The following is a 13,369-nucleotide window of genomic DNA, read 5'->3' as shown; positions in this document are numbered from 1 at the left end:
GCGCATCACTCATGAATTCGGCTGATACATTCATGAACGATCATGATTGTTGCGGAACGGTCTTTTCGATTGTGTGCATCCAGTCGACAAGCGGACGCGCCCGTTCGGTAAAGTCGACAAGGCGATCCGCCAGATCGGGATTGGTAATCGTTGCAGGATCGATTTCCATCCGCACGGAGAAATGCCGATTGCGAATTGCTTCCAGCAGATCATCATCGGTGACGGCCTCGAAACCACGCGGCGTGCGTTTCAGCCGATCATAATCGCTGATCTTCAAACCGTTTTTCTTGAGTTTCGCGACCATGGCGCGGAATTCTTCCGGCTTTTCGGCAATCGATGTGCGTATAGCCAGAAGCAGTTCTTTTCGCGGCCCCCACCAGGCAACACAGGCATAGCAGTCGCGAACACCCGGCAGGCCGATGCAGACATAAAAACACCCGCTCTCGTCCCATTTCGTGCCCGATCGTGACAGCAACGCGGACAGGTGACGGTTATAGGGGGCCTTGTCCTTGGAAAACCGCGTATCGCGCTTGATGCGAAACTGCGATTTCACCCGGTCGCCCTTGAACGGCAGACCGGCCTTTTCGAAACGACCCGTCAGTTCGTCGACCAGATCGCCAAGCGGATCCTTCAATTGCTGTTCGAAGAGATCCTTGTTTTCGACAAACCATTCCCGGTTCTGGTGAAAATCCAGCGCTTTCAGAAACGGGATCGCTTTTTCACCAAAACCGCTGAAAGGAGCCATCATGCTTCTCCAACCAGTGTGAACCACGCATCTTCATCGATCACTTCGATGCCCAGTTCCGATGCCTTGGCAAGCTTGGACCCCGCCCCCGGACCGGCCACCACGAGATCAGTCTTCTTCGACACGGAACCGGCGGTCTTTGCCCCGTAGCGCTCGGCCATGGCCTTGGCCTCATCGCGCGACATGCGCTCCAGACTGCCGGTAAAAACCACCGTCTTGCCTTCAACCGGCGAGCCGGTGGAAACGCGCGCTTCCTCATCAAGCGGCGTCACTTCCGCGAGAAGAGCCGCCAGCACTTGCGCATTATGCGGCTCGGCATAAAAATCCACGACCGCTTCGGCAACAATGGAACCGATGCCCTCAACCGCAATCAGTTCCTGCCAGGCTTCATTGCCCTTGTCGGCACGGTCGCCTTCTTTCGGCGGCACAGCCTCCTGTGCAGCTTTTTCAAAGGCGGCATAAGACAGATAGGCCCGCGCAAAACGCTTGGCATTCACCTCGCCCACATGACGGATGCCGAGGCCGAACAAAAAGCGATGCAAGGCAATCTCACGCCGGTCATTGATCGCGTCATAAAGCTTCTTCACGGACGTCGCGCCAAAGCCTTCGATGTTTTCAAGCTTCTTGAGAGACCCCGCCTGCCGCTTTTGCAGCGTGAAGATATCCGCAGGCGACTTGATCTTCAGGCTGTCATCTTCGGCGTGGAAGAAGAACTCAACCTGCTTTTCACCAAGGCCTTCAATATCGAAAGCGTTGCGCGATACGAAATGACGAATGCGCTCGACCGCCTGCGCCGCACAGGTCAGACCGCCGGTGCAGCGATAGACCGCCTCCCCCTCTTCGCGCACGGCATGGCTGTGACAGACCGGGCACACATGCGGGAACTGGAAAGGCACGGCATTGGCCGGACGCTTTTCCAGCACCACATCGACAATCTGCGGGATAACATCGCCCGCGCGCTGCACGATGACCGTATCGCCGATGCGGATATCATGCTCATCCGCGCGGATGCGCTCGCCCTTGAGGCCGATGCCCTTGATATAGTCTTCATTGTGCAGCGTGGCATTGGTGACAACCACGCCGCCGACAGTGATCGGCTCCAGTCGCGCAACCGGGGTCATTGCGCCGGTGCGCCCGACCTGAATGTCAATGTCCCGCAGGATCGTCGTAGCCTGTTCTGCCGGAAACTTGTGCGCAATCGCCCAACGCGGGCTGCGGGAGCGGAAACCGAGCCGCGTTTGCAAGTCCAGCCGGTCAACCTTGTAGACGACGCCGTCAATATCATAATCGAGCTGCGCTCGCTCAAGGCCGATGGCGCGGTAATGCGCAAGAAGCTCATCCGCGCTATGCAGCCGCCTGGTCAGCGGATTGACCGGGAAACCCCATGCGCGGAAAATCTCAACCATGCCATGCTGCGTATCGGCAGGCATGTCCGACATTTCACCCCAGGCATAGGCAAAGAATTTGAGCTTGCGGCTCGCCGTCACCTTGGCGTCAAGCTGGCGCAGCGAACCTGCCGCCGTGTTGCGCGGGTTCACATAAGTCTGCTTGCCTTCGGCTGCCATCTGCTCGTTGAGCGCGAGGAAGTCGCTCTTGGCCATATAGACCTCGCCGCGTACTTCCACGACGGAAGGCGCACCCGCCGGAAGTCTGTTCGGAATTTCTGCAATGGTGCGAATATTTGCCGTCACATTCTCGCCGGTCGTGCCGTCCCCGCGCGTCGCGCCGCTCACCAGAATTCCGTTCTCATAACGGATCGACATGGAAAGCCCGTCGATCTTCGGTTCGGCGGTAAAGGCGATGGAATTATCCGGCAATTGCCCCAAAAAGCGATAGACGCTGCCGACGAAATCACGCACATCCTCATCCGAAAACGCATTGCCGAGCGAGAGCATCGGGCGCGCATGGACTATCTGGGCGAATTTGGAAACCGGCGCAGTGCCGACCCGCAAGGAGGGGCTGTCAGCCCGCACCAGATGCGGAAAGCGCGCTTCGATTGCATCGTTGCGCCGCTTCAGCGCATCATACGCGGCATCCGAAATCTCTGGCCGGTCATTGGCATGATAAAGCTCGTCATGATGAGCAATTTCGCGCGCCAGCCGCTCCAGTTCGGAAATGGCTTCAGGCTCGGTCAATTTTTCGACGGGAATATCGGTCATAAGCGGAGCAAAACCTGCTGATTCAATTTTGCCCAACATAACCAAGAAATACGGCTGCGCCTACGAAAACAGCGAACTGCACAGTGACTGCTGACAGGCTTTTAAATAGCCAGCGCACTATTCTCGGCAAGCAGCCGCTCAGCAGCGGCACGCGCTTCATCGGTGATGCTGGCGCCGGCCAGCATACGGGCAATCTCTTCCTGCCGCTCGTCCACCCCGATGGATCGGATCGACGTCGCCATACGATCTTCATCGGTTGCGGATTTGGCAATCAGGAAATGGGTGGAGGCGCGGGCCGCCACCTGCGGCGCATGGGTAACGGAAAGCACCTGCACACGACCGGAAAGCCGGGCAAGGCGCTGGCCGATGGCATCCGCCACCGCACCGCCCACGCCGGTGTCGATTTCATCGAATACGAGCGTCGGCGCAGAACCGCGATCCGCAAGCGCTACCTTCAGCGCCAGAAGGAAACGCGAAAGCTCGCCGCCGGAGGCGACCTTCATCATCGGCCCGGCGCGTGTGCCCGGATTGGTGCGCACCCAATATTCAACCGTATCGATGCCTTCCGCCGCGCGGGCTTCCGCATCGGTCGTCATTTCGACGATGAATTCAGCGCGTTCCAGCTTGAGCGCCGGCAGTTCGGCCATCACGGCAGCCTTCAGATGCTCCGCCGCTTCTTTCCGCGAGGCTGAAAGCCCGGCTGCCGCTGCATCATAGGCAGCCCGCAATTCAGACGCCTGACTTTCAAGCTGGATGAGCTTTTCCGCGCCCGCATCGAGATCGGCAAGATCGGCATCCATCTTGTCCCGCAGAGCGGGCAGACCCTCCACCGCGACAGAATATTTGCGCGCGGCAGCGCGGAGCGCAAAAAGCCGCTCCTCGACCTGTTCCAGCACGCGCGGATCGAAATCGATCTCGCGCATCGCATGATCGATACCATCCTGCGCGAGAGCCAGACTGTTGAGCGCTTCGTCGATTGCCTTGCAGACCGGCTCCAAAAGGTGCGGCGCTTCCGGAATCTTGCGCTCCAGACGGCGCACAAGGCTCGCAAGCGTCGGCACGGGCGAGCCCTGCCCCGAAAGAAGCTCACCGGCTTCGTTCACGTCACCGGCGATCTTTTCGGATTTCATCATGATCGCGCGGCGTTCGGCGAGTTCTTCTTCCTCGCCCGGCTGCGGATCGAGCTTGGTCAGTTCTTCAACCGAGGAACGCAGATAATCGCCTTCACGCTCGGCCTGCTCGACGCGGGCGCGATGCCTGGCCAGTGCGGTTTCCGCATCGCGCCAGGCCCTATGGCGCTCGCGAACCACTGCGGCCTCTGGTTCCAGGCCGCCGAAAGCATCCAGCAATGTACGGTGAAGATCGGTATCGATCAGCGCACGGTCATCGTGCTGGCCGTGGATTTCCACCAGCCTGCGCCCAAGTTCACGCAGAAGTGCTACGCTTGCCGCCTGATCGTTGATGAAGACGCGCGTGCGGCCATCGCCCATCTGGAGGCGACGCAGGATGATGTCGCCATCATCGTCGAACCCGTTATCGCGCAGAAAATTCCGGGCGGGATGTCCACCCGGAACATCGAACACCGCTGTCACCTGCCCCTGATCGGCGCCATGACGCACCAGTGAGGCGTCGCCGCGCGCGCCAAGGGCCAGCGACAGCGAATCGAGCAGGATGGACTTGCCCGCCCCGGTTTCCCCGGTAAGCACGGACAAGCCCGTCTTGAACTCGATGTCGAGCCTTTCAATCAGAACAATATCGCGGATCGACAGGTGCGACAGCATGTGAGAATCAGCTTATGAGCCGCCGCCGGTGATGAGCGACGAAGCCTTGGCCAGCCACGAATTGCCATTTTCACGCGGCTGAAGACCGCCGCTCTGCAAAAGCTTGTAGCTGTCCTTGTACCACTGGCTGTCCGGATAGTTCTTGCCGAGAACCGAAGCGGCCATCTGGGCTTCCGAGGTCAGGCCAAGCGCATAATAGGCTTCGACGAGACGGGCCAGCGCTTCTTCCACCTGGCGGGTGTTGGAATATTCCTCGACCACGCCGCGGAAGCGCTTGATGGCCGCCAGATATTCCTTGCGTTCCAGATAGTAGCGGCCGACCTGCATTTCCTTGCCGGCCAGCTGGTCACGGGCAAAGCGGATCTTGGCCTTGGCGTCATCCGTATATTCGGAATCCGGGAAGCGATCGACCACTTCCTGCATCGCAGCGATTGCGCGGCGGCTTGCAGCCTGATCGCGGGTCACGTCCGGGATCTGGCGGAAATAGGAAAGACCGATAATGTAATAGGCATAAGCGGATTCAGGCGAAGTCGGGTAAAGCGTGTTGTAACGCTTTGCCATCGAGATCGCTTCTTCGTAATTGCCCTTGCGGTAATTGGTGAAGGCAGCCATCACAAGCGCCTTGCGTGCCCATTCCGTGTAGGGGTGCTGACGATCGATGGCGGCGAACTTCTTCGCGGCTTCATCGAGGCGGCCCGCATCCAGATTGGCAAGACCTTCATTATAGAGTTTGTCGGCAGGATCGATCGTCTCGACATATTTGGTGAGATCGATGTCGTCGTCCTTGCTGGCACAACCGGCGAGCGGGATCAGAACGGCGATGGCGCCGGTCAGCAGCGCGGTTTTCGTCACACCCTTGAATTTGAAACTCGTCATGCGGTCTCCGACCTTCTGGCAGCGTCATTCCTGATTGGAGTTGCCGTGCTTCTAGCACCGCATGGCTGCTCCATCCATACAAATCATTCAGCTTCAGCGAATGTACCAACATAGCTGACGCCGTTTTGGCCGTCCATAAACCACATGCAGGCGAAATCGGCAATCGTCTAGTGGCCTGAAATCCGCCGGACGGCTGATCGAAACGCAGAACCAGTGTGAATTGTCCCCGGTATTGGCCACCCGCATGGGTGGATATTCCCCGATCAATCCACCGCTGAACGGCGCACCGACTCGATTGCGAGGTGAACCGGCGAACACGGCTCAATTAAGGCCATGAGCCGATATGCACCTTTTTCTGCCTGATGTCAGAGCGCCCAGGGCGCGGCGATATTCGGTTTGACGGCCACGAAATCGGACGCGCTGGAATTGCGGCGAACACCGGAGGCCTCGACAATATCGAACGCCGTCTTGTCGGACAGCAGCGCCTTCACCGTTTCCGCATTCAGCCTGTGGCCGCTGCGATAAGAACGGAAGCAACCGATGAACGGAAGGCCCGCCAGCGCAAGATCGCCAACGGCGTCGAGCGTCTTGTGACGGACGAACTCGTCCTTGAAACGCAGGCCGCCGGGATTGATGACCGAATTGTCGTCACCGATGACGAGCGAATTGTCGAGCGACGACCCCAGCGCATGGCCCGATGCCCAGAGCCGTTCCACATCCTTCATGAAGCCGAAGGTACGCGCGGTGGACAGTTCCTTGCGGAAGGTCGCCTCGTCCACATCTCCGGCAAATTTCTGTCGCCCGATCAAAGGGCACTCGAAGTCGATCTCGACTTCAAATCGCGTCCCGGCGAAGGGGCGGAATTCCCCCCATGAGCCGCCGGCCTCGACGCGCACGGTCTTGAGAATACGAATGAAGCGCCGCTTTGCTTGCTGCGTGACGACACCTGCCTCGTCGAGCGCTTCGATAAAACGGGCAGACGTACCGTCGAGAATGGGAACTTCCGGTCCATCGACTTCCACGACAAGATTGTCGATACCGAGAGCGGCGACTGCCGCCATCAGGTGCTCGACCGTATCGATCTTGGATTCTTTCGGGCCAAGCGAGGTGCACAGGTCCGCCGCGCCGATCTGCGAAACATGGGCGCGTACTTCTGGGGCCTTGCCTTTCAGATCGGACCGTTGAAATGTGATTCCCGTATCGGCATCGGCGGGAAAGAACGTCGCCGAAGCCGGAGCCCCGCCATGAACGCCGACACCCGAAAGCGTGACCGCACGACCAATTGTCTTTTGATAAGCGCTCAAGACAGTTCCAATCTGCTGAATAAAACGGACACAGGCTGCTCAAACAGAATTTCAACACAGCCCATTTCGCAATTCCCAATGTCTATATGGATAGATATGGCTAAAATTGCGACAGGAAATACAGAAGGGTCACAAACTTGTGCTGCCCAACCCGAACCCCATTGCCGCTAAAATAATGAGTTGCGCGACCTGAACAAAATCACGCTTTCTTACGAATGCCCGGATTGTGTTTACTGCAACGAAAAAGCCGCGGGAGTTACCCGCGGCCTTCTTCTGCATTGTGCGAAATGGCTCAGTTCGACTGACGGCGCAGGAAAGCCGGGATTTCGAGCTGGTCTTCTTCCGAAGCCGCACGCGGCTGCGGACGGCCCTGATCGTCAAGCTGGCCGCGGCGCGGTGCATAGATCGACGCATCCTGCTGCGGGGCGCGGCGTTCGGCCGGGCGCATGCCGGGTTCACGATGCTGCGCCGGTTCCAGACGGGCTGCAGGCTGATCTTCATCGCGGCGCGACAGACCATGGGTCAGGCGCTTGAGAAGGCTCATCGGGCCGCGCGGCTCTTCCTGTACGGGCTGCTGCGGCGCGCGACGGGCATTGATTTCGGCCTGGGCAACCGGCGGGAAATCAGACACGGCAGGCATGCGCGGCGCCGGGCGCGGTTCGCGAACCGGCTGTTCATGCATCTGCGGCTGCTGATAGGCCTGCTGCTGTGCGGCCTGATGCCCTGCCGGCGCCTGCGGCATCGGTGCACGGGCAACCGGCGCGCGTTCGAAGGATTCCGGTGCAGGCGCCTGGAAGATGCGGCTCTGCGGGCGGAATTCCGGCTCGGCGGAAGCGGCGGGCGCAGCCGGTGCGGCTGGCACTTCGGCTTCGGCGGACTGGATCGCCTGGGCAATCGGGTCAACCTGACGCGGCTGTTCAACGACCGGCGGACGAAGTGCGCCATGCGGAGCCATCGGCTTCACCTGGGCGGTCTGCTTTACCGGCTGGCGAAATTCCAGCGGCGCAGGCGCCGCGTCTCCTAACTGCTTATCGATACCGGTAGCGACGACAGAAACGCGGATGACGCCTTCGAGGCCTTCGTCGAAGGTTGCGCCGAGGATGATGTTCGCATCCGGATCGACTTCCTCGCGAATGCGGGTCGCAGCTTCATCGACTTCGAACAGGGTCATGTCGCGACCGCCGGTGATCGAGATCAGCAGGCCCTTCGCGCCGCGCATCGAGGTTTCGTCGAGCAGCGGATTGGCGATTGCCGCTTCTGCGGCAGCCATTGCGCGGCCTTCGCCGGACGCTTCGCCCGTGCCCATCATGGCCTTGCCCATCTCGCGCATCACCGAACGAACGTCGGCGAAGTCGAGATTGATAAGGCCTTCCTTGACCATCAGATCGGTGATGCAGGCAACACCCGAATAGAGCACCTGGTCGGCCATTGCGAAAGCATCGGCGAAGGTGGTCTTGTCATTGGCGATGCGGAAGAGGTTCTGGTTCGGAATGACGATAAGCGTATCGACATTCTTCTGCAGTTCTTCGATGCCGAGATCGGCTGTCTTCATGCGGCGGGCGCCTTCGAAGTGGAAAGGCTTGGTCACGACGCCGACGGTGAGGATACCGCGTTCGCGGGCAGCGCGCGCCACGACCGGCGCAGCGCCGGTGCCGGTGCCGCCGCCCATGCCTGCGGTCACGAAGCACATATGCGTGCCGTTCAGGTGATCGACGATTTCGTCGATGCATTCTTCAGCAGCCGCACGGCCAACCTCTGGCTGGGAACCAGCACCAAGACCCTCAGTGACGGCAGCGCCGAGCTGGATCATGCGTTCGGACTTCGACATCGTCAAAGCCTGAGCGTCGGTGTTGGCCACGACAAAATCCACGCCGCGCAGACCGGCATTGATCATGTTGTTGACCGCATTGCCGCCGCCGCCGCCGACACCGAATACGGTGATGCGGGGCTTCAGCTCGGTGATATCCGGCTTTTGCAGATTGATAGTCATAGGTCCTTGTTCCTCTTAAGCCTTACCACCGCTTCGCCGCCGCGGTGTGGATTGGTTGTTACCCAGATGGTCACGCCCCAATAAGTCGACATGCTAATTCAACACGCTATTTCAACAGCTTACACAATACTTGCTACTCAGAAACTCTCTTTCAGCCATTGGCTGACACGTTGAATGCGCCCACCCGTACCGGTCATGAGACCGGAGGACGCTGCTTTCACCGACCGTTCTTCTATCCCGGCCACCTGCGGGTAGATCAGAAGTCCAACGGTCGCGGCAAAAGCTGCCCCCTTAGCCGCCTCAGGCAATCCCGCTATTCCTAGAGGACGCCCGATTCGTACATTTCTTGCAAGGATCCGCCTGGCAGCCTCGGGCATTCCCGGCAGCTGGCTTGCGCCGCCGGTCAGAACCACGCGCTTGCCGACAATATGTCCAAGGCCCGACTGGTTCAGCCTGTCGCGCACCAGTTCCAGCGTCTCTTCCACTCTTGCACGGATAATCCGCGTCAGTACCGAGCGCGGATATTGATTGGGTACATCCCGCTCATCGTCGCCGATGGGCGGAACGGAGATGAGGTCACGGTCATCGGCAGCGCTCGGCAGGGCGGAGCCATACATGACCTTCAGGCGTTCGGCGTCTTCCATCCGGGTGGAGAAGCCGCGCGCCACATCCATCGTCACGTGATTGCCGCCGATAGCCACTGCATCGGCGTGGATAAACTTGCCTTCGGAGAAGACGGAAATCGTCGTCGTGCCGCCACCCATGTCGATGCAGGCCGCGCCCATCTCCGCTTCGTCACCGACCAGAGCCGCAAGGCCGCTCGCATAAGGCGTCGCGACGATGGCTTCCACCGAAAGGTGGCAGCGATTGATGCAAAGCTCCAGATTGCGCAGCGGCGCCGCATCGGCGGTCAGCACATGCATGTCGACGCCAAGACTGTCGCCCAGCATTCCGAGCGGATCGCGAATGCCGCGTTCGCCATCGAGCGTATAGCCGACCGGCAGCGAATGAACGAGGTGGCGTTCGGCGGCGAGCGCCTGCTTTGCGCCAGCCGCCAGAACACGGCGAATATCGGTCTGCTCGACCTCATGGCCGCCCAGATTGACGCTAGCCGTGAAGGTTTCGCTCTTGAGGCGACCGGCCGAAATATTGACGATAAGGCTGTCGACCGTCAGGCCGGCCATGCGCTCTGCCGCATCGACCGCAAGGCGGATCGACTGCTCGGCCGCATCGAGATCGATGATGACGCCCGACTTGACGCCGCGCGAACGCTGATGGCCGATGCCCAGCACTTCCATGCGGTGCGTGCGCCCCGGCAGCAGCGCGCCGCCTTCATGCGGGCGCAGCCTTGCGATGACGCAGGAAACCTTGCTCGACCCGACATCCAGAACCGTCAACAGGCGCACCTTGCGCCCTGCGGTCCCGCCTTGTGATGATCCCTTGCCGCCAAGAATACTCATACGCGTTTCCCCGTGCGGGATAGTTCTTTTTTACGCTCCGCCAGAAACTTCTGGCGCTGTTCCATGCCGGTTGCGGTCAATTGAACCGTCACACGATCTTCCAGGCGAAGATCGACCGCGGCAATATCGCGGGACAGAAGATGCTTCTGCTGATCGAGCTTCTCGACCTGCGCCAGCGCCTTCAGCGGATCGGTTTCCGGCAGCATGATGCGCACGCCATTGTCCAGAAGCAGGTCCCAGCGGCGATCGCCGACGCGGATATAGGCGCGAACCTTTCCGGCCAATCCCGGATAGGCGGCAATCTCGTCCACGAAACCCTTGACCTTCTTTTCAGCGCCCGCGCCCACGACAAGCGGCAGCGAATTGTAACGGCCGGGGCGGAACGGAACGATGGCGTCGCCTGCGGCATCGATCAGCGAAAGTTCCTTGTCGTTCTGCCAGATCGCAAAGGCCTTGCGCTCCTGAAGCGAGACGAGGATCGTGCCTGGATAGACCTTGCGCACTTCCGCGCTTTCCACCCAGGGCAGTTTGTCGATGGACTGGCGTGCCCCTTCGGCGCTCAGGCCGACGAGCGAGGTTTCGCCGTCGAGATCGAGCTGGCCCAGAACATCGATATCGGAGGTTTCGTTATTGCCGACGACCTTCACATCCTCGATTGCGAAACCGAGCGTGGAGGCGGTCGCCTTGACGACCTCGGGCGTATGCCCGCCGACCGCCATGCCATAAAGGCCGGTCGCGCCGAGAAAACCCAGCATGCCGACCGTACCGGCATGGCGTGGAATGTTGACATTGCCCTGGAAGAGACGGACGGCAAAGCGGAACGGCTTGCGCAGAAAGCGCGGCAGGACAAAAGCGACACCCATCGCACCCGATGCATCCCGCATCGAGCCCGAGCGCCCATATCCGTCCGATTTTCCGTTCAACGCAAACAAGACGCGTCCTCCACCATCCAACTCAACAATTCACCGAAAGAGATACCGGCCGCCTTGGCGATATCGGGCACGAGCGAGGTCGGAGTCATCCCCGGCTGGGTATTGATTTCCAGCCAGATAACCTCGCCATTTTCGGAGAAACGGTCATCGAAACGGAAGTCCGACCGGCTTACGCCCCGACACCCGATTGCCCGATGCGCCGTAAGGGCCATTGTTTGTATTTTTTGGTAAATATTTGGTAAAATTTTTGCCGGACACACGTGAGATGACGCGCCTGCAACATATTTTGAATCATAGTCGTAGAACTGATGGCCGATCGGAATGATCTCGCACACGTCCATGGCGCGATCGCCCATCACGGCACAGGTCAATTCGCGCCCGGCAATATAGCCCTCGACCATGACCTCATCGCCATATTTCCAGTCGGCGGAACCGATGACCTGCGGCGGATGCGACTGATCCTCCTTGACGATGACGACACCGAAGCTCGACCCCTCGCGCACCGGCTTTACCACATAAGGCGGCTCCATCGGGTGTTCCATGCCGATGTCGAAACGGTTCATGAGACGTGACGGCGCAACCGCGACACCCGCCGCAGCCGCAACCTTCTTGGCGCGATCCTTGTCCATGGCAAGAGCGGAAGCAAGCACGCCCGAATGCGTGTAGGGAATCTGGAGATATTCAAGGACGCCCTGGATGGCGCCGTCCTCACCGAAGGGACCATGCAGCGCATTGAACGCGACATCGGGCCTCAACTCGGCAAGAACGCTTGCGACATTGCGATCCACGTCGATGCGCGTCACGCGATAGCCGCGCTCCTCAAGGGTCGCGGCGCAAGCTGTTCCGGAAGACAAGCTGACGGGACGCTCCGAAGAGAAACCGCCCATCAAAACGGCGACGTGCTTTCCCGTCATGTTCGCATCCCCTCTGCGCAATCCCCTGCGCATCGATTAAACAGAATCCAGACAACCCAGCAGCACAGGCCGCAGGCACCCGCGGCAGGAAAATCCTGCCGAATCAAATCACTGTGTGGTTAACCCTAAAGAATCAGAGGATTGATTCCGTGACAAGACCCTATAGGAAGGGACGAACCTTACGTGTCGCTTGTGAAGGCAAAAAAGCCCGGAATTTCAGGTAGAAAATCCGGGCAACTTTTTTATCGGAACTTGCCGAGAAATGCTTCAACCGGCTCGCCCTCGCGGAACAAACCGAGACGTTTGATTTCCCAGTGAAGGCGAATGCCCGAATTTTCGAAAACCCTGGCGCGAACCGTTTCGCCCAAAGTCTCCAGATCATGCCCGGTTGCGGTGCCGGTATTGATCATGAAATTGCAGTGCATTTCAGACATCTGCGCACCGCCGACACGCAAGCCGCGACAGCCCGCCTTGTCGATTTCCTTCCAGGCCGATGTGCCTTCCGGGTTCTTGAAGGTCGATCCGCCCGTCTTCTCGCGCACCGGCTGCACCGTCTCGCGGTGATGCTGCACCTCGTCCATCGCGCGGCGGATCTCCTCGCGATCGCCCGGCACGCCCTCAAACAGGACCGACGTGAAGATCAGGTCCGGCGACGCCGCAGAATGGCGATAGGCATAGCCCATATCGGCATTGGACAGCACATGCACCTCGCCCTTGCGATCAAGCGCGCGCACTTCCACCACGCGCTCACGCGTTTCGACACCGTTCGCGCCCGCATTCATGCGCAAGGCGCCACCAATGCCGCCGGGAATGCCGTGATAGAAATGGAACCCCGCCAGTCCCGCTTCGAGCGCTGCCGCAGCCACGCGCTTGTCAGGCGTCGCCGCCCCAGCCCGCAACTGCGTCCGGGAAACCTGCTCGACCTCGCCAAAACCTTTCGCCGACAGCCGAACCACAAAGCCGGGCACGCCGCCGTCGCGCACCAGAAGATTGGAGCCGATGCCGACCACGAGAAGCGGTATCTCCTCCGGCACGGCTTTCAGAAATGCGGCAAGGTCTTCCTCGTCGGCAGGCTGGAACAGAACCTGTGCCGGTCCGCCGGCGCGGAACCAGGTGATCTTGTCCATGCCCGCATCGGGCGTCAGCCGGCCACGCAGGCCCGACAGTTTGCCGTCAAGCTTCTTCAGAAGCGTCTCGCCGCTTTCCAT

Annotated in this window: 10 protein-coding genes; all 10 read right to left on the bottom strand. The window is 60.0% G+C overall.

What is annotated here, in order from left to right; translation table 11 throughout:
• Positions 1-40: 40 nt before the first annotated feature.
• The gene (locus AVM02_RS02810; protein WP_411505591.1) at positions 41-745 is read right to left on the bottom strand and encodes a DUF2461 domain-containing protein; all 705 of its coding nucleotides are present in this window, start codon (positions 743-745) and stop codon (positions 41-43) included.
• The gene (gene ligA, locus AVM02_RS02805) at positions 745-2,904 is read right to left on the bottom strand and encodes an NAD-dependent DNA ligase LigA (protein ID WP_411505509.1); all 2,160 of its coding nucleotides are present in this window, start codon (positions 2,902-2,904) and stop codon (positions 745-747) included. Before ligA ends, AVM02_RS02810 begins: the two co-directional genes overlap by 1 nt.
• A gap of 101 nt (positions 2,905-3,005) precedes the next feature.
• Positions 3,006-4,685, bottom strand: coding sequence for a DNA repair protein RecN (recN, locus tag AVM02_RS02800; protein ID WP_411505508.1), 1,680 nt, complete (start codon positions 4,683-4,685; stop codon positions 3,006-3,008).
• A gap of 12 nt (positions 4,686-4,697) precedes the next feature.
• Positions 4,698-5,561: an outer membrane protein assembly factor BamD gene (locus AVM02_RS02795; protein ID WP_411505507.1), complete on the bottom strand. Its 864-nt coding sequence runs from the start codon at positions 5,559-5,561 to the stop codon at positions 4,698-4,700.
• Between the two features lie 365 nt (positions 5,562-5,926).
• Positions 5,927-6,865 (bottom strand): UDP-3-O-acyl-N-acetylglucosamine deacetylase, encoded by a 939-nt coding sequence (lpxC, locus tag AVM02_RS02790; protein ID WP_411505506.1) that lies wholly within the window; start codon positions 6,863-6,865, stop codon positions 5,927-5,929.
• A gap of 292 nt (positions 6,866-7,157) precedes the next feature.
• Positions 7,158-8,855: a cell division protein FtsZ gene (ftsZ, locus tag AVM02_RS02785; protein WP_411505505.1), complete on the bottom strand. Its 1,698-nt coding sequence runs from the start codon at positions 8,853-8,855 to the stop codon at positions 7,158-7,160.
• Between the two features lie 137 nt (positions 8,856-8,992).
• Complete coding sequence (ftsA, locus tag AVM02_RS02780) at positions 8,993-10,315, bottom strand: cell division protein FtsA (RefSeq protein ID WP_010659734.1); 1,323 nt, start codon at positions 10,313-10,315, stop codon at positions 8,993-8,995.
• Positions 10,312-11,247 carry a cell division protein FtsQ/DivIB gene (locus AVM02_RS02775; protein ID WP_411505504.1) on the bottom strand — a complete coding sequence of 312 codons (936 nt, stop codon included), beginning with the start codon at positions 11,245-11,247 and terminating at the stop codon, positions 10,312-10,314. Before AVM02_RS02775 ends, ftsA begins: the two co-directional genes overlap by 4 nt.
• The gene (locus AVM02_RS02770) at positions 11,235-12,161 is read right to left on the bottom strand and encodes a D-alanine--D-alanine ligase (protein WP_411505503.1); all 927 of its coding nucleotides are present in this window, start codon (positions 12,159-12,161) and stop codon (positions 11,235-11,237) included. Before AVM02_RS02770 ends, AVM02_RS02775 begins: the two co-directional genes overlap by 13 nt.
• A 242-nt stretch (positions 12,162-12,403) precedes the next feature.
• Complete coding sequence (gene murB / locus AVM02_RS02765; protein WP_411505502.1) at positions 12,404-13,369, bottom strand: UDP-N-acetylmuramate dehydrogenase; 966 nt, start codon at positions 13,367-13,369, stop codon at positions 12,404-12,406.

Origin of the sequence: Brucella anthropi (genome assembly GCF_046630315.1) — a bacterium.
GTDB lineage: Bacteria > Pseudomonadota > Alphaproteobacteria > Rhizobiales > Rhizobiaceae > Brucella > Brucella anthropi_A.
The sequence above is the reverse complement of the archived record's forward strand: the minus strand, read 5'-3'. Positions and strand labels throughout refer to the sequence as shown.